The sequence below is a fragment of the Marinoscillum sp. genome, assembly GCF_965229915.1.
Classification (GTDB): Bacteria; Bacteroidota; Bacteroidia; order Cytophagales; family Cyclobacteriaceae; genus Marinoscillum.
The window spans coordinates 358,993-377,225 of sequence record NZ_CBDDJZ010000001.1 but is presented as its reverse complement, the minus strand read 5'-3'; the positions used below and the strand labels follow the sequence as shown (position 1 = coordinate 377,225).

General features: G+C 42.7%; 15 protein-coding genes. 6 read left to right on the top strand and 9 right to left on the bottom strand.

The genetic code is table 11. The features are described 5' to 3' along the window. Window positions 1-203 precede the first annotated feature (203 nt). Window positions 204-1,688, top strand: coding sequence for a dihydrolipoyl dehydrogenase family protein (locus tag ACO067_RS01565; RefSeq protein ID WP_421869781.1), 1,485 nt, complete (start codon window positions 204-206; stop codon window positions 1,686-1,688). Here ACO067_RS01565 and ACO067_RS01560 read toward each other — a convergent pair whose 3' ends face one another. The 3 genes from ACO067_RS01560 to ACO067_RS01550 form a co-directional block, all read right to left on the bottom strand. Next, the gene (locus ACO067_RS01560; protein WP_421869778.1) at window positions 1,689-2,306 is read right to left on the bottom strand and encodes a hypothetical protein; all 618 of its coding nucleotides are present in this window, start codon (window positions 2,304-2,306) and stop codon (window positions 1,689-1,691) included. Window positions 2,307-2,551: 245 nt separating this feature from the next. Then, on the bottom strand, window positions 2,552-3,232 hold the full coding sequence (locus ACO067_RS01555) for a nitroreductase family protein (RefSeq protein ID WP_421869775.1): 681 nt from the start codon (window positions 3,230-3,232) through the stop codon (window positions 2,552-2,554). Between the two features lie 4 nt (window positions 3,233-3,236). Further along, complete coding sequence (locus ACO067_RS01550; protein ID WP_421869772.1) at window positions 3,237-4,049, bottom strand: purine-nucleoside phosphorylase; 813 nt, start codon at window positions 4,047-4,049, stop codon at window positions 3,237-3,239. 105 nt (window positions 4,050-4,154) lie between these two features. Here ACO067_RS01550 and ACO067_RS01545 point away from each other — a divergent pair, with 105 nt between their 5' ends. After that, window positions 4,155-5,330, top strand: coding sequence for an aspartyl protease family protein (locus ACO067_RS01545; RefSeq protein ID WP_421869769.1), 1,176 nt, complete (start codon window positions 4,155-4,157; stop codon window positions 5,328-5,330). A gap of 5 nt (window positions 5,331-5,335) precedes the next feature. On the opposite strand, the gene ACO067_RS01540 is transcribed toward ACO067_RS01545, so the two are convergent. Beyond that, window positions 5,336-6,526 carry an aspartate aminotransferase family protein gene (locus ACO067_RS01540; RefSeq protein WP_421878256.1) on the bottom strand — a complete coding sequence of 397 codons (1,191 nt, stop codon included), beginning with the start codon at window positions 6,524-6,526 and terminating at the stop codon, window positions 5,336-5,338. A gap of 152 nt (window positions 6,527-6,678) precedes the next feature. On the opposite strand from ACO067_RS01540, the gene ACO067_RS01535 reads away from it, so the two are divergent. From ACO067_RS01535 to ACO067_RS01525, 3 genes are all read left to right on the top strand, one after another. Next, window positions 6,679-8,037: a M28 family peptidase gene (locus ACO067_RS01535; protein ID WP_421869766.1), complete on the top strand. Its 1,359-nt coding sequence runs from the start codon at window positions 6,679-6,681 to the stop codon at window positions 8,035-8,037. Window positions 8,038-8,158: 121 nt separating this feature from the next. Beyond that, window positions 8,159-9,796, top strand: coding sequence for a hypothetical protein (locus ACO067_RS01530; protein WP_421869763.1), 1,638 nt, complete (start codon window positions 8,159-8,161; stop codon window positions 9,794-9,796). A gap of 1 nt (window position 9,797) precedes the next feature. Beyond that, complete coding sequence (locus tag ACO067_RS01525) at window positions 9,798-11,138, top strand: DUF5723 family protein (protein ID WP_421869760.1); 1,341 nt, start codon at window positions 9,798-9,800, stop codon at window positions 11,136-11,138. Between the two features lie 196 nt (window positions 11,139-11,334). Here ACO067_RS01525 and bcp read toward each other — a convergent pair whose 3' ends face one another. The 5 genes from bcp to ACO067_RS01500 form a co-directional block, all read right to left on the bottom strand. Then, the gene (gene bcp / locus ACO067_RS01520; RefSeq protein ID WP_421869757.1) at window positions 11,335-11,781 is read right to left on the bottom strand and encodes a thioredoxin-dependent thiol peroxidase; all 447 of its coding nucleotides are present in this window, start codon (window positions 11,779-11,781) and stop codon (window positions 11,335-11,337) included. 6 nt (window positions 11,782-11,787) lie between these two features. After that, window positions 11,788-13,662: a M23 family metallopeptidase gene (locus ACO067_RS01515; protein ID WP_421869754.1), complete on the bottom strand. Its 1,875-nt coding sequence runs from the start codon at window positions 13,660-13,662 to the stop codon at window positions 11,788-11,790. A gap of 38 nt (window positions 13,663-13,700) precedes the next feature. Beyond that, window positions 13,701-14,309 (bottom strand): fumarylacetoacetate hydrolase family protein, encoded by a 609-nt coding sequence (locus ACO067_RS01510; RefSeq protein WP_421869751.1) that lies wholly within the window; start codon window positions 14,307-14,309, stop codon window positions 13,701-13,703. Between the two features lie 3 nt (window positions 14,310-14,312). Then, window positions 14,313-15,629, bottom strand: coding sequence for a tRNA (N(6)-L-threonylcarbamoyladenosine(37)-C(2))-methylthiotransferase MtaB (gene mtaB / locus ACO067_RS01505; protein ID WP_421869748.1), 1,317 nt, complete (start codon window positions 15,627-15,629; stop codon window positions 14,313-14,315). A gap of 193 nt (window positions 15,630-15,822) precedes the next feature. After that, a complete protein-coding gene (locus ACO067_RS01500) occupies window positions 15,823-17,193 on the bottom strand; it encodes a nucleoside hydrolase-like domain-containing protein (protein WP_421869745.1) in 1,371 nt (456 codons plus the stop codon). Between the two features lie 153 nt (window positions 17,194-17,346). Here ACO067_RS01500 and ACO067_RS01495 point away from each other — a divergent pair, with 153 nt between their 5' ends. Continuing rightward, complete coding sequence (locus ACO067_RS01495; RefSeq protein WP_421869742.1) at window positions 17,347-18,192, top strand: helix-turn-helix domain-containing protein; 846 nt, start codon at window positions 17,347-17,349, stop codon at window positions 18,190-18,192. Window positions 18,193-18,233 lie beyond the last annotated feature (41 nt).

Sequence of the window (18,233 nt, the reverse complement as noted above, 5' to 3'; positions counted from 1 at the left end):
TCTGAAAGCAATTTATAAAAAATTAACCAAATGGTTAAAATTATATTGAAATTACTTTATATCCACTCCTTTATGCCAGTACTCTGAGAGGGCGCTCCGCATTTATTCGGATCTGTGGCTCGTTGTATCCCACAATTAAATCTTGGAATTTGCTTTGACCTGTACAATTAGCTAGATTAAGGTGTTTATCACCGACCTCAAACATGAAAAAATACGACGTTATCGTAATCGGTGCGGGTCCTGCAGGATATGCAGCAGCCATGCGTGCCGTTGATTTCAAAAAGAAAGTAGCCTTAATAGAAAAGAAACAACTCGGAGGTGCTGGCATTCATCATGGAGCCCTCTGGAGTAAAACCTGGTGGGAACTTAGCAGAGAGGCTTCTATGCTACGCAAACATGGTGATGCATTAAATACTGGCGGCATTACCTTCAACTATCAGCGGGTGCAGTCAGAAGTGCGGAGAGCAGTACAAGAGCGTATGCAGCAGCTGGAACATCACATGCACAACATCAATGTGAGTATAGAGGAAGGACTTTTTGATTTTATTCATGGCAATGCCAAAGTGATCAATGAGCATCAAGTGCAAATCACAGGTTTGAATGATACCTCAACGATAGAAGGTGATTACATCATTCTAGCCACTGGGAGTACTCCACGCAAATTACCAGAGATACCGATCGATGAGGAGCATGTGTTTACTAGCGATGGGCTGGATAAGTTGGAAGATTTCCCAAAGAGCATGGTGATTGTAGGTGCTGGAGTTATTGGTTGTGAGTTTGCTACCATCTTTTCCAATTTTGGTCACACCAAAGTCCATCTGATTGATAAAGGAGATCGTATTCTGCCTTTTGAAGATGAAGATGTAGTGAGAGTAATAGAACGTAATCTTGAAGCAAAAAATGTATTGATTCATCGTAATTCCAGGTTGATTGATATGAAAATCGACGATGGTATGGTGGTCTACACACTGGAATATACGGATGGCTCTAAAGAAGTATTTAGAGTGGAGAAGGCTCTTGTATCAGTCGGTCGGGTGCCTAATTACCAAAATCTGTGTGACGAATCGTTGGGTCTTAAAGTAGATAACCGAGGCATTATCGATGATCTTACCCAAACGAGTATTAAGAACATCTACGCTGTAGGGGACATCACTGCAGATATCTCTCTGGTGAATGTAGGGGAGTTGGAAGGAAGGTTTGCTGTAGAGCGAATCTTCGGCCAACCAGAGCGACCATTGATCTATGAAAACATCTCCACTATCATGTTTCTGTCGCCTGAGGTGGCGGGAGTAGGAATGAATGAAATTCAGGCCAAGCAGCAGGATCTCGACTACAAAGTGGTGAGTATCGATTACTCCTGTATCCCCAGAGCCATAGCCATGCGAAACACCCAGGGATTCATCAAGATCTTAGTTACCAATGATGACCAGCAGAAGATTCTGGGCATGCGTGTGGTAGGAGAGCATGCTTCGAGCGCTATCCAGGCGGTAGCTTTACTCATATCAATGGACCGAGGTATTAAGGAACTTGCGGAATTGATTCATCCACATCCATCCATTATAGAGGGAATACAAGAATGCGGTCGAATGCTACTCGGTAAGTCCATGCTGAAACCGGCAGTACTGCGCAATGCCATGACTTGCAAAACTTACAGCAAGGGTAAGTATGCCGATCTAATAGAAGTATAATTACTGACTCCAACTCACCATTTCCAGTTCTTGATAGAGGTTTTGAGGCATCTCCTCCAGTTCTTCGATGGATTGAGCGGTTATTTCATAGTTGATGCCAGGAAGTTTTTTGACGATTTTCAAGGGTACTCCTTCCCATTCCCATAGTTCAGTGATGGTTCCAGATTCAAACTGCCAGACGGTGCAAGTCTTGTCGAGTAATGACTCTTCTCCAGATTTGGTCGCACCTCGGCTTTGCATAATGGCAGCCAGGGTTTCTTCTTTTGACTTGTAATTCAATAAGCCGCTCCAGCTCTTATCCATGGATTTCTTGCCTTTTTTGGAGTCTATATTTGCTTTATAGATATAATCTCCGTCAATCAGCTCAATGGTTTTTTCAGTGCTGGTTACTCCATACCTGGATATGGTGAGATTTCTGCTCTCTATGCTTCGCCAGCCATTTCGATCAAAATGCAGTACGGCATCTCCTGTCCCGTCTCCAGATATTACATAGTTGATAGTGGCATTTTCCAGCACATACTTTGGTTTGTTGTTTTGGTTGATTTTCTGTGAGTTACCTTCGATTTGTGCAAAAGACGAAGTGGCAAGTAGAAAGATCAGGGGTGTGATCAGTTTCATTTGGTTAGTAGCGTTTGGTGATTCCTGAAATTAATAGGAATTAACCAATAAAAAAACCCTGGAAATTATCTTTCCAGGGTTCCAACCAGCTATAGACAAGAATCCCGATAACGGGACGTTGTTTCTCTTTAAATTCTTGAAGCTAAGTTGAAAAAGAAAAATGAATTGTGACTGCCAAATCACTTTACCTGACTGCCAAAATGAAAAAACCTTCGTTTATTCACGATAAACGAAGGTTTTTGATCTCATTTAAAGAAGACAGAAACGTCATTTAATGACTTGCGCTCCAGATCTGGCACGTAGGTGGGCACTTCCGGGTGCCCCACGGGCAGAAGTAGAAAGGGTCTTTCATTCGCCGGACGCTCCAGTATTTTGGAGAGAAAGTTCATTGGGCTAGGGGTATGGGTCAAGGTGACCAGACCTGCGTGATGGATGGCACTAATCAGCATGCCACAGGCTATGCCTACTGATTCATTCACATAATAGTTGTTGGCCTTATCACCGTCTGCCACCTCGTACACTTTTTTAAAAACGACAATCAACCAGGGAGCTTTTTCCAAAAAAGGTTTGTGCCAGTCCGTTCCGATGGGTTCCAGATCTTTGAGCCACCGATCGCTCATTCTGCCGTGATAGCTATCATACTCTTCTTTTTCTGCGGCTTCTCTGATTTGACTTTTAATGGAAGAGCTTGATATAGCGCAGAAGGTCCAGGGTTGTTTGTGTGCGCCAGATGGAGCAGTAGAGGCCGTTTGAATAATGTTTTCGATGATTTGTTCATCTACAGGTTTGGAGCTGATTTCTCTCACGGACCTGCGCTTGTCCATAAACTCATAGAATTCCCGGGACCTGGTCAGCATCTCCTCTTTAGGGAATGTTTGTCCTTCGTACCGAATATGGGTGTAGCCGTTTATTTCTTTTGTTTGCATGGGGTTATAGGTTTTGAACTACTTCTTTGAATAGAGCTACCAGGTGTTTTTCAGCAGATGCTGCAGTAGCTATGATATCATCAATGTTGACTGGTTCTAAGTGGTCAGGGTCACAATCGTCTGTCAGCACAGAAACGGCACTCACTGGTAGTCCCATTTGGTTGGCAGCAATCACTTCAGGAACAGTTGACATACCTACTACATCTGCTCCAATATTTCTGAGATACCTGTATTCTGCTCTTGTTTCCAGGTTTGGTCCCGCTACTGCCACATACACTCCTTTGTTGAGAGGTATCTGGTCTTTTGCAGCTACTTGTTCCATCAGGGCATTCATTTCCGCGTCATATGGCTGACTCATGTCTGTGAATATTGGTCCAAAGGTGCCTGTATTCTTCCCCCTCAGAGGATTGTCTGGTTGTAGGTTGATGTGATCGTCAATGAGCATGAGTTCCCCTTTCTTCCAGTTGAGGTTCATATTACCAGCGGCATTGCTGATCAGCAGCTTTTTGATACCCAGGTATTTCATCACCCGTACCGGAAATACCACTTCTTGCATCGTATATCCTTCATAAAAGTGAAAACGTCCACTCATGGCCACAATTGATTTCCCTTCTAGTTTGCCATAGATCAGTTTACCTTTATGGAATTCAACTGTGGCTATGGGAAAATTGGGGATATCTTCATAGGAGATTTCCTCCAGGATCTCAATGTGGTTAGTGAGTGCACTTAATCCGGTGCCCAGGATAATCCCTAGATCTGGATGATTAAAACCTCTGTTCTCAAGGTATTTGACAGTTTCTTTGACCTGATCAATCATGGATGTTTGTTTTTTCAGTGAGTATGAAACGGGAAATTAATGACTTTTGTAGCAAAGAATAAATTCTGTCTTTAAATTGAACCATCAAAATTCTGACCTATTACAATGAAAAAAATCTTATCGTTTGCCCTAATTACAGCCGCTTTTAATTTGTCGGCTCAGGAGTTGATCACGGAGACAGAATTTGAACTGTATGGCGATCATATTTTTGTATCTGTATCAGTGGATGATTCAGAGCCAGTAGATTTCATCTTGGATACCGGTGATGGACTTGCTGTATTGGATTTGGACGTGGCTAAAAAGCTCAACTTGAAAACAGATCACCAATCGAGCAAAACCAGTGCCCAGGGAACCATAAGTGGTGCTTTAATAGAACACAATAAGATTGAGATCAATAACGTGAAATTGGAGGAAATAGAACTTTACACCACTGATCTTAGTCATCTGGAGCGCACCATCGGTAGAAATATTGACGGCATTATCGGGTATGATTTACTGAAGAACTACGTAGTAAAAGTGGACTATTCTGATATGAAGATTAAGTTGTACGCTCAGCAGGGTTACAAAAATGAAGGATATGTAGAAGGGTTTAAGTTCAAACTTGTCAATTACATTCCTACCATTGAGGCTTCTGTGACCTTAAACAATGGAGAAACTTACACCGATGCATTTTTTCTAAATACGGGTGCAGGTACAACGCTTGATTTCAACACTCCATTTGCGTCTAAGCATGATGTGATAGCAAAAACAGGTGAGCATTACTCATACCCTGTAGCGGGTCTTGGGGACGAAGAAACCATGCACTATGAAGGGAGAATTCAGAGCCTTAGCATTGGTTCTTTTGATATTGAGCAGTTACCAATTGGTATTAGTCAGGCACAACACGGCATCCAGCACAATAAGAAGACTGCCGGAATAATAGGAAACGGCGTATTAAAGCATTTCAATATCACCTACGACTATTCTTCTGAAATGGTCTATTTGGAGCCAAATGCCAATTTCGATAAGCCTTATCCAGTCAATGCCAGTGGAATGAATCTTCAGTACGGCAAAGGAATGACTGCTGTGATGATTCACCGTGTATTTGAAGGCAGCCCGGCTGAAATGGCGGGTATCCAGGTGGATGCAGAGCTTTTAAGTATCAATGGCAAATCAGTTACTGAGATGAAGCTTCCTGAAATGCGTGAGATGCTAATGGACTCAGGAAAGAGCGTAAAGCTTAAGATCAAACAAGAAGGTAAGGAAAGTGAAGTGACGCTTGATCTCAAACCTTTGATTTAAAGTATTTAATTGGTTAATACCTCATTGATAGCCTGTAAGATGATCTTGCAGGCTTTTTTTATTTCCTCATCCGTAATGATCAACGGAGGAGCCACACGCATGGCATTGTCACAGAATAAGAACCAGTCTGTAACAACTCCTAGTTCGATGGCCCGATCTATGATCGGTTTGAGTATATCAAACGATTCGAATGCAACAGCCATCATGAGACCCTTGTTGCGTATTTCAATGATGGCTGGATGGTTTAGTTCTGATTTGAATAAGTTGGCTTTTCGTTCGACTTCTGCCACCAGGTTTTCTTCCTGTATTATGTTGATAGTGGCGAGTGAAGCAGCAGCACTAACCGGATGACCGCCAAAAGTGGTGATATGACCTAGAATAGGATTTTCTTTCAGACTATCCATAATAGCCTTAGAGCTAATAAACGCTCCGATCGGCATTCCTCCACCCATTCCTTTTGCCGTTACCAGGATATCAGGTGTTATACCGTAGTGTTCAAAAGCCCAGAATTTACCCGTACGTCCAAAACCAGCCTGTATCTCATCTAATATGAGTAAAGTCCCGGTTTCATCGCATCGCTTTCTTAGCTGTTGGAAGTAATCGGAACTGCCTAAGCGCACTCCAGCTTCGCCCTGGACGGTCTCCACTATGATGGCAGCCGTTTGATCATTGATCTGATCCAGTGCTGATAAATCGTCAAAGGGAATATGGAAATGCCCAGGAAGAAGCGGGCGATAGTTCTGCTTAAAGATTTCGTTGCCTCCAGAGGAGAGTGCTCCGTGCGATGAACCATGGTAGGCATCTTTACATGATAGGATGTGAGGTCGTCCGGTAAAACGCTTGGCCAATTTCAAAGCACCTTCTACTGCCTCACTACCCGAATTGACCAGATAGACTGATTGCAGTTCTTTTGGCAATGTTTGCGCAAGTGCGCTAGCTAGTTTGGTCTGTGGAGATTGCACATACTCACCGTATACCATCAGGTGCATGTACTGGTCTAGCTGTTCTTTACATGCAGCTACCACTTTGGGATGACGATGACCCACATTGCTCACACCAATTCCTGATATCAGATCGATGTAGGCTTTACCCTTTGGGTCGTACATATAGATTCCTTCCGCACGCTCTATTTCAATCATGAGCGGAAAGTCAGTCGTTTGCGCCAGATGGTCAAGAAATACTTGTCGGTTTGTCAGCATACCGCAAAGTTAATAAAGCGAGACAGACGATTGCTTAAAGTTGCTTAGGTCATTGTCCTATTGAACTTACATCTGTTTTATATGAGTGGTTAAACAAAGTTGGCGATTTTGTGATTAATTAGTCGTTCAGAAACAAACCCTATCAAGTAATGAAGATCAGACAAACAACAGTCGCTATCAGCTTTTTAACACTTTTCAGTTTCTATCAGGTCAATGCCCAGGAGATGCCGGATGACCCACAAATGTACGAGATTGTCGATGCAGTGAGTGCGGACAGGTTAGAAACAGACATTCGAAAACTTGCTGGTTTTGGGACACGACACACCATGTCTGATACGGTTTCCGGTACTAGAGGAATTGGAGCGGCACGACGCTGGATCAAGGCCGAGTTTGAGAAGATATCGAAGGCCTGCAATGGATGCCTGGAGGTATACGAACAGCGCACACTTGTGGAGGCGGATCCTGAGACACGAATCTATGAAGACACCTATGTTGTCAACGTGTATGCGATACAGCGAGGAACAGAGTCACCCAACCGGTTTGCCATCATGAGTGGGGACATTGATAGCCGGGCTTCAGATGTAAAAAACTATACCATTGACGCGCCTGGAGCCAATGATAATGCGACTGGAATGGCAGGAGCCATCGAAGCGGCAAGAGTACTATCCAACTATCAATTTAGAAACTCAATCATATATGCCGGCCTCTCTGGAGAAGAGCAAGGTTTGTATGGAGGTAAGCACCTGGCCGAAAAGGCGAAAGAGGAAGGATGGGAGATTATTGGGATTTTGAATAACGACATGATCGGAAACATAGAAGGAGTGGATGGTGTAATCGACAACCGAAGCTTCAGGATTTTCTCAGAGCCATACAACAGTCTAAGTAGTGAAAGAAGTCTGATGCTCAAACGTTTCTACGGCGGAGAAAATGATGGTGAGTCCAGACAACTGGCACGATTTGTCTATGAAACTACCCAAGCCTACATGCCAGAAATGAACCCTATATTGATTTATCGGTTGGACAGGTTCGGTAGAGGAGGTCATCACCGTCCATTCAATGAAGCCGGATTTGCTGGTGTACGGATCATGGAAGCCCATGAAAACTACAATCGGCAGCACCAGGATATCCGAACGGAGGATGGCATTGCTTATGGTGATGTGATCGAGGGAGTCAACTTTGATTACTGCAAGAAGATGACTGCAGTAAACGCGATTACACTGGCTGCTTTGGCCAGTGGACCTGCTGGTCCTTCTGAAGTAAAAGTAGGAGGGATAGTACAGCCTAGTGCCAAGCTAGCATGGAGCAAGGTGGACGGGGCCAAAGGTTATAAAATCTATTGGCGGGACACTACTTCGCCTGTTTGGCAGTACAGTAGATATGTGGGTGATGTGGATTCCTTCACCCTGGAAGGAGTCGTCATTGACAATTATCTGTTTGGAGTGACTGCTGTCGGAGCCAATGGATACGAGAGTGTAGTATCTTATCCATCAGGTGTAATTCGGGACTAACAAAGTATTTTCTACCATTTGTATAGTAATCTGACGGATTGGGCGAAATTAATTTGATTGTTAAGAAAACCTGTCGATTTTTGTCAATCGAATAGTTTTTTCAATTAATCATTAAAATATTTTGACTAACCGCCTATCCAAGTTAAGGCCATTCCTTGCGGGATGCATCGGAATGCTAGTGCTCAATTCTTGCAATTTGGATCAGATTCCCAATTTAGATAATGCGTATCTACCTAAGTATGAGGGGAGTATTGCTTTATTATTGGTAAATGATACCATCTCCATTCGCGAGTTTTTAGAAGACAATATCTCTGATACTAGTACTTACGACATTACCTCGGAGGAACGTGTGATATTCAGCTACGATATAGATACAGATTTCAATGTGGGATCTGACTTTGTAGAGATTCAGAGCTTCAAGAACAGAAAATCCTTTGATAACCCACTAGGTAGTACCAATGGCATACCACTTCCCAATGACGTGGATGTTAATATATCCAGGAGAGTGGCATTTAATTTTCCGGCTACTAAAGATGAGCAGTTGGATTCTTTATACTACAATTCGGCACTTTTTGAGTTGACGGTTATTTCTGAATTCTCTGCTGATGTTGAGTATACATTTTCCACCTCGGCTTTTAAAAATGATGCTGGCGACACCATCAATATTGAATCAACAGTGGTGAATACCAATGGATTTAGCTCTAGTGATTATCAGTCGATAAGCCTGGATGGCTACAAAACCAACCTGATCACTGAATCCGATTCCAACCGATTTCTGGTCAATATAGATGCCACAGTTAAGCTAAAGGCAGGGACTATTCTTACCGGTTCGGAGGAGTTGTTCTTCGACCTTGACATCACTAATCCACAGTTTGATGTGATTTTTGGATCTTTTGGAGAAGACACGTTCAGAGTAGATCAGCAACGAGTAGACCTAAGCTTTTTTGAAGACCTGGGTGGTGAAGGAATCATTTTTGAAGCGCCAAGCATTCAGTTCAATGTGAACAATGGCTTTGGACTGCCAATAGGTATTGATTTCTCCAATGTCTACACCATCAAAGGTGATGATACAACTTACTTCACGGGCTCTTTTCCTGAGACTCCGCAGATTGCAGATGCGGCACCTGTAGCAGATTTTGGTGATTATGTGAATACATCGCTAATTATCGACAATACCAATTCTAACATTCAGGATTTGCTGAAAGGATCACCTGATGAGATGGTCTTTAACCTTAGAGGATTTTCCAACTATCAATCTTCACAGTCCAACTGGCTTGATGATGAATCTGCCATGGACATTACTGCTAAAGTGTCGATACCGTTGAGCTTCAGCATGGATGGGTTTGAGTTTGACAATGAGGTTGAGTTGGATGATCTATCTGACCTGGAGGGTACTAAGGATTTGACCTTGTTGGTTAATACAATCAGTGAGTTTCCTTTTGATGGTATTCTTGATTTGTACATGCTCGATGAAGATAGTATGGTCATGAATTCGATTGAAGGATCTGTATTGCTCACGACACCTACACAGTTTGATGCTAGTGGAAAAGTGAGTGAGCCTTCAGAAAACAGAACCGAGATCAGTCTGGATGCTCAGGCTATTGACGATCTGATCCATGCCAGCACTTTAAAGTTTATTATCCGATTGGACTCTTATAATGCCGCTCAGGGCGAGTTTGTTGAAGTATTTGCGGATTATGATCTGCAGCTTAAAATCGGAGTTTCAGGAACAGTATCTGTAGACATAAATGGCAATTAATATGAAAACGTATCTAACAATAATTTTTCTTGGAGTTGCCACTATGGGTTTTGGGCAGTTCAATCTGAACTTCTATCAGATGCAAGGAGCCACTCCACAAAATACGAACTATAATCCGGCGGTTTTCCCCAAGGCCAAGTCATTCGTGAGTTTGCCTGGTATATCCGGGATAGATCTTTCAGTCAATAACAGCTTTGGGATGATGGATGTGTTGACAGAAACTGGCGACTCTACCCTGATTGACATCAATAGATTCTTACTGAATCAGAAAGAAGGAGCCTACTTCAATGCAATGGCAAATATCACCGACTTAATGGTTGGCTTCAGAACCGGTGAAAATGGTTTTGTCACATTGTTTGTCAATGAACGGATAGACGCTACTTATTTCTATCCATTGAAGCTGGTAAGTTTTATCTGGAATGGTAATGCGGATTATGTAGGTAAGAACTACAACATCGATGATGTTTCGTATGACTTCAGTCATTACCGCGAAATGGGCGTTGGCTATGGCCGTAGTTTTGAACTCTTCGGATTCAACACTAATCTGGGTGTACGTTTAAAACTCCTCAACGGAATGCTTCATGGCTCGATTAAGGATAACTTAAACATGTCCATTTACACCAATGAAGATGACTACTCGGTGGAAGTAAACATGCAGAGCGGTCTTAGCCGAACAGCTGGTCTGGATGCGCTTGATCAGGAGGACTTTGCTTATTTTGGGTTTAATGGCAATACGGGCTTTGGAATAGATCTTGGCGGACAAATGGACCTGACAGATCGTATCACAGTTGGGATTTCAGCTGTTGATCTTGGATTCATCAAGTGGAAAGATTACTCTGAGACGGCAAGCTTCGATGGTACAAGTTTTTCCATTTCAGGTAGCAGTTTTGACAACATGGATCAGTTGGCTGATGCCATTGCTGATTCTATTGAGTCTTTGGCGATAGACACGGTGGCTGCAAGTTTTACTACTACTCTCAATTCCAAACTTTACCTGAGCGGTAGCTACCGACTCACAGAAAATGGATACGCTCATGCCACCCTGGCCAACTATTTCACACAAGGTAAAATGAAAAGTGCGTTTGGTGTGGGCTATACACAAAACCTGGGCAATTGGCTGGCTGCTTCAGCAACGTTCTCCGCAGCTTCTCAGCAAGGTGTGGACATGGGATTAGGCTTGATGCTTCGTGGAGGGTTTTTCCAAACTTATGTATCAGTGGATCATCTGTTTGGGACTATGAATATACCCGAAGCGAGAGGTCTCAATATGAAGTTTGGTATCAACTTCTTGTTTGGAAATCCATCAAAAGTAAAGGTGAAGTCTACTAGTTCAGAAGACTGAGTGGTAGTGAAACCACAAAAAAAATAAGGGGCTGTCTCAAAAGTCTGAAATTGGTGTCATTCTGAACCTGCCTGTCGGCAGACAGGTTTATTTCAGAATCTATGTAGTTGAATATCAATGCATTGTAGATCCTGACATTCCATGCGGAACCAGTTCAGGATGACAAGAGCACCGCTTTTGAGATAGCCCCTTTTCTTTACTTGAGTATCTGTGCGGTGTGTTCTTTGGTTTTTACTTTGGCAATTACTTCTTCGATTACTCCTTCTTCATTGATGACAAAGGTAGTTCTCAAAGTGCCCATGTAGGTTTTGCCATACATTTGTTTTTCACCCCAGGTTCCAAACGCTTCATGTACAGATTTGTCCTCATCTGCAATTAGCGGAAATGGCAGTTCATACTTTTCGATAAACTTTTTGTGGGATTTGGGGCTATCACCGCTCACACCGAGTACTGCGTATCCCTGTTTTTGGAGGGTTTCATAATTATCTCTCAGATTGCAGGATTCTGCTGTACACCCCGGAGTGTTATCTTTCGGGTAGAAATATAAGACCACTTTCTTCCCAGCATAATCAGATAGTTTGATTGGATTACCATCTTGATCTATGCTTTCAAAATTCGGAGCTTTGTCACCTTCTTTTAGCATGTCTGTTTATTGATTCAAGTTATTGTGATACACTGATTTGTTACCTGTATTGTCGGTAACTTCCAATATAAACTCACCCATCAATGGGATGTTTTGATTTTTTGGAGTAGCCCAGATGAGGTCATCTTTGTATTCATAGCTCATCAGAAGAAACTCGCCATTTAATGTGGCTCGATAGTGTCTGATACCCGATAGATCGTCCGTGATCTTAAAATAGAGGGATTTACTGTTAATAATTCTCGGTGTGATGGTAGGAGCTATGGTGTCCTCGGCAATGGTGTAAGTATCCAGGCTGCGGCTATCAAAAGTAATCATGCCATTGTTCCATTCTCCACCAACAAAGCTGAGTTTATCTCCACCATATACCGCATATACTCTGGCTGTACTATCTGGATAGGTGCGTTCTGGCTTTAAAGTAAGGGTGAAGCTACTCTGGAATGGAACTTCTCGCATAGGAAACTCGAACAGTTCCAAGTCCGCAATTTTGTCATGGCTCTTTCGGAACCTCAGATACAAGGTGTCAAACAGGGATCGTTTACGCAATGCCAGATCAAAATCATGATTATAAAAAGTCATATCATTAGCAGGGGGTAACATAGCGTAAAGATCGGTGGGCATTATCCTGCCATGCAGGTAAATGGAATCGGGGATGCCATCACGCAAGTCATAGAGGGCATAAGCTACCTTGGAGGTTTCTCTGTAGGGAGTAAGTTGCTTTTCTGAGCCAGCATGGTACACGGTCACTATACCGTCAGCAGAATCCAAAAAGGATTTGAAGTGCAGATGATTGCGCATCAAATCAAAATTCCGAATGAATGGATCGGGTTTATTGACCACTTTTCGGTTGTTGATTGGTACGTCTACTATAGAGATATTATCATAGCTGTCTTTTAGGTAAATAGTAATAGAGGAGGCAGTGCTATCTGCGAAAACATGTCCATCTGAGGGTACTGCGTAGATGTCATTAGAATTGCCTTCATCAATAAAAAGCTTGTTATACTTAGGACCACCCTCACGGTAGCGTTCATAGTCCATATGAACCAGAATGTTCCGTTGATTGGCAAATGAGAGGCTTTTTTTTACTTCCTGAAAGACAGTATCACCATTGATGATCATGGTCGTTTCAGGAATTCCATTTCGATTATAAACCCCATTGAGCAAATCATAAGCGTATAATTCAATGCCTATTTTACCTGATAGTTGAATTGGGGATCTGGTGGAGTAGGTATTGTTAGTCTTAAGTAGGTCAAATTCGTAGCGACCATACATGCCATTGACTCTGGCATCACCGGTTAATGTGACAAAAGCAATGCTCTTAACCTGAGGTGCGATCTGATCTTCAATTTCTGAAAAATCAAACTCCAAGGGGTCTAAAATTCGTTGGTTACGATCACGAATCTCAAAGTGCAAATGTGGTCCAGTAGACGAGCCGGTGTTTCCTGACATGGCTATTACATCTCCTCTATTAACCAGAAACTGGTCTTTATCTGGGAATAGTTGAATTTCAAAGCTTTGCTGCTCATACTGCTCACTTAAAACATATTCGGCTACCTCGTCACTAAACTTACTTAGGTGGGCGTAGACAGAAGTAGTGCCGTTAGGGTGTGCCACATACAGCGCATGTCCATATCCGCCATTGCTAATCTTTATTCGGCTGATATAGCCATCCGCAGCGGCATGTACCGGCCATCCTATTTGACCTCCCGTTTTGATATCTAAGCCTGCGTGAAAGTGAGAAGATCGGAGCTCTCCCATAGTGCCAGCCAGATAGCTCTGTTGTCCAGGCCTGATGGGAAATTGAAAATAACCTTCAGAGATGGATTGTCCTCCTAGGTGGCTCAGTAGAATAGTACTCAGTATAGCAATGAGAGTGTATCGCATAAACAGCGTTTCTATTTACCTATTGGTGAATGAGGGTGCTACTTGACCTCAAATTGGAACATTTCCTGACCGGCTAAAGTGCCCTTGAGGCGATCTCCAATTTTGACAGGCCCTACACCTTTTGGGGTTCCCGTGAAGATAATGTCTCCTGTTTTCAAAGTGAAATAATTGGAGACATATGCAATCAGTTCATCGATAGGCCAAAGCATCAGTGACGTGTTTCCTGTCTGAACAGTAGATCCGTTAACTTCTAGTGTAAAGCCGAGATTGGTCGCGTCATGTCCTTCTTTTGAAATGAAATCTGAAATTGGGGCCGATCCATTAAATGCCTTGGCTCGCTCCCAGGGGAGTCCTTTCTCTTTGGCATGAGCTTGAAGGTCTCTGGCTGTGAAATCAATCCCAAGTCCAATCTCATCGTAGTATTTGTGAGCGAATTTGGCATCTATAGACTTGCCTTCCTTTTTGATTTTTACAAGCAGTTCACATTCATAATGAATGTCCTTCGAGAATTCTGGATAATAAAAGGGATCATTATTCCTTAAAATAGCCGTGTCGGGCTTCATGAAGATGACCGGGTTTTCAGGTCTTTCGTTTCCAAGCTCAGTGATGTGTTCGGCGTAATTTCTTCCGATGCAGATTATTTTCATATATCAATGAACGAGCACTTCGTCCAGTTCTTCTACTTCCATTAAACCATTCTCATCAACTCGTACCATCTGTATTTGTTTGGTTTCATTGATGAGGATCGGATCGTATTTGGCTTTGATGCGGATGTAGTTTTCGGTAAATCCATGCATCATGCCATTGTCTACATCATCTTCGAAGAGTACCGTGGCGGAATTACCGGTATGTTGTTCGTAGAAAAATCTTTTTTTCTTTTCAGAGAGCGTTCTTAGCATGCTGGATCGTCGCTGGCGTTCTTTCATTGGTACTACTCCATCCATGTCCAGTGCCTGGGTATTGGCTCGTTCTGAATACGTAAATACATGCAAGTACGAGACATCTAACTCATTCAGGAATTGGTAGGTCTCCAGGAAGTCTTCCTCGGTCTCACCCGGGAAGCCGGTGATTACATCCACTCCAATGCAGCAGTGTGGCATCAACGATTTGATGGTTGCTACACGCTCCCGATATAAGCCACTCAGGTATCGTCTGTTCATGCGCTGAAGGATCTTGTCACTTCCTGATTGCAGCGGTACATGGAAATGTGGCACAAATCGATCAGATTGGCTGACAAATTCAATCACCTCGTTGCTCAATAGATTGGGCTCTATGGAGGAGATACGAATACGGTCGATTCCCGCTACTCCGTCAAGTGCTCTGATGAGGTCGATAAATTTTTCCTTTCGCTTGCCATTTTGAATCCCAAAGTCACCAATGTTTACTCCGGTTAGCACTACTTCCTTCACTTCCGAAGCAGCGATTTCCTCTGCCTGAGCTACAATCTCTGCAATACTGGCGCTTCTACTTTTCCCCCTGGCTAGCGGAATGGTACAAAACGCACAGCCATAGTTACAGCCATCCTGGACTTTCAGGAATGTTCTGGTGCGGTCTCCATAGGAGTAGGAGGCATTGTATGCCTTTGCTTCCTGAATCTCTGATGCATAGACTTGAGGTTCATTTTTGGAGGTGAAGTCGTCCAGGTATTCAAACAACCGGAACTTCTCCGCTGCACCTAACACCGCGTCTACTCCTTTGATCTCAGCTATTTCTTTGGGCTTTAGCTGGGCATAACAGCCAATAATGGTGATGAAGCTGTTGGGTGAGATTTTCTTAGCTTCTTTTACGATCTTCTTACACTTCTTATCTGCATTTTCAGTCACAGAACAGGTGTTGATAATAAAGATATCAGGCTTGTCAGTGAAGTCCACTTTTTGATATCCCTTATCCTCAAACATCCGGGAAATGGTGGAAGTCTCCGAAAAGTTTAGCTTACATCCCAACGTATAAAAGGCCACTCGCTTCATAGGAGCGCAAAGTTAAAGCGTTTTGATTGAACTTGAAGTTTGTTCTTACAATTCTAAGGTTTAGCTAGCGACCTACGATTAAATACAGCGTGTGATTTGGCCGCTATTCATAGCGAATGTTTGTCTGATCTATTCAAATCAAATTTCCATTGCCTAAAGTGTTCTTAGCTTTGATAACTTATTCCTTAATCTATCAGCTTTTTGGATTCACTTCTAACACAACCCTTTTGTAAGCGGTCAGGTTAGGTGTTCCCCTGTCTGTAACTTTCAAGATGATGTGGATGATTTCTTTTTGTTTCGTTTCCGGTGCCCTGAAACCAACCTTATGTATGTTTTCTGCACCCAGGTTGATCCGTTTCTTATAAGTGCTTGCCTCTGGGTAGTGAAACCACAAGAAGCTAAAACTATCCCCATCCGGATCTGTAGTATTCAGGGCGTCCAGGTGTACCCAATCACCTGATTGCACTTGTAATATTTCCGAATGTGATAAAATTGGAATAGGAGCATGATTGCAGTCTTCATAATCCTGGATGGTCCAATCTAGTCTGGCAGCAAAGTCATTTTGAAACTCATCTCTCCAGCGGTAAATGGTGGCTTTATCATTTTTTTGTGACTGATCGGCTTGTTTGATCGTCCGGCCATAGGCATTGTGTACGTATGGTATGTACTGATCTACGGCATTAGTCCAGATGGGGCGTGTTTCTGGTGCTGGTTTCACAATGGAGCTACCATCCTTGTCGTTGAAGTCCGGCTTATATAGCTCATAGCGTCCACCCCAGCCACCCCAATCGGGATGTTCTGGATCATTTAGTCCATTTGGAATAAGTGATAAAAATGCGGGCGTATCTCCTTCCATTCCCCATGCAACATCGGGGTATACAGCGCCCAGTGGGCCATGTCCCTGCTGAATGTTCTCAGCCAGCCAGTTATTGCTAATAGACGTGTTGTCTATGCCTTCAAAATACGTATGAATGCCAGTCCAGGTAGCACTGCCATAGTCGTCGCCCGGGCTCACAATATAGAAAAGATCAGGAAACGTATTCCTAATCCAGATACCACTGTCATCCTGATCTGAAATGGTGTACACTCGTAGTTTTGACACCAGGCTTTTGACTTCTGTTTTGTTCCTGGTTCTTTGGATTTTGTGAAGTGCCTGGGCAAGCGTATTGGAACCGCCCCAAATGGAGATCCATAGTGGTCGTTCGTCATTTTCTTCTAATTTTTTGATAATCCATTCAGATCCTTCTGAGTCTTTGGCTTCTCCTACAGCAGCCATGCCATAAGATGATTGGCCATTTTTTATGAGAGCTTCAAGTTCGCCTGCTTTTGGGTATCCTTTTGAGTGCTTTGTCAGGTTGGGTTGTACCTTTTCATAGGCAGCTAGGACCCTTTTAATGGACTCTGGGTGGATCTCGTTTTGCATCCAGCATGATGTGGTCGCTATTAGTCCCTGAATGTCTATTTCATTGGCATAGAGCAGGAACCTAACCAAAGACTGGGTGTCATCTGGGTCTGCTTCAATGTCTGTCAACACGATGACGCGTTGATTGGCCGATTGTGCCATACAAGTAATGGGTACAAGTTGTATGATAAAAAAATACCATACAATTTTGCTCAATTTCATCATTGGAAGTATTTCGTGTTTTTCATCTCTTTCGTGTATCTGACAAAATTAGTCTCGTATATTTATTAAAAATATCTAAATAGAGGTCAAAATATGTCATATTCCGAGATGTCTGGTTCGTTTGATGAGTCTAGAGAGTTGTTTCGCCCTTATGGTCTTTCTTGTCAGTTATGGACACCATCAATCATGAATAGACCTGATAGACATAATGAAATCGAATTGAATTATTGTTTAGCAGGAGGGATTACCTATTTACTCAAAAATCAACGGATATACATTCCTCCAGGTAAATTGATTTTGTTTTGGGGATTGAGTCCGCATCAAATAGTGGATTATGATACTCAAAATCCATATTACGTATGCACTGTGCCTTTTGGTCAATTTCTGAAATGGAACCTGCCTGGAAGCTTGGTAGAAAGAATCATCAATGGAGAATTGATCATAGATTCGGCTGAAACACCTGTAGAAGTGGATTTGAACTTGTTCAAAAATTGGGTGAAGGATATTGACCAAGTGGATTTACATCAATTGATTGATTTAGAAATACATGCACGGCTTAGGAGGTTGGCGCTTACCAATAGTTTGGATCAGCAGGGGAGTAGTGTGATCTTTGATGATCAGATTAAGCCAGTAGAAAAGATCGCTTTGTTCATTGCTCAAAAGTATTCTAAACAGATAAAAGTAGAAGATATTGGAACGGCAGTTGGACTACATCCAGATTATGCTAATGCAATCTTTAAAAAAGCATTTGGGCGGACATTGAGTGAATATTTGACCGAGGAGAGAATATCACATGCGCAAAGACAATTGGCATCTACAAAAGACAGTATTACCAAGATTGCTTATGAATCTGGTTTCAATTCCATCAGTAGATTCAATGCGTCTTTCCTTAGGCTGAATGGCTGTACGCCCCGCGAGTTTAGAAGTCGTAATCTCTAAACCTCACAAGGGATGCTCCCACACGTCAAGTAACAAGAATC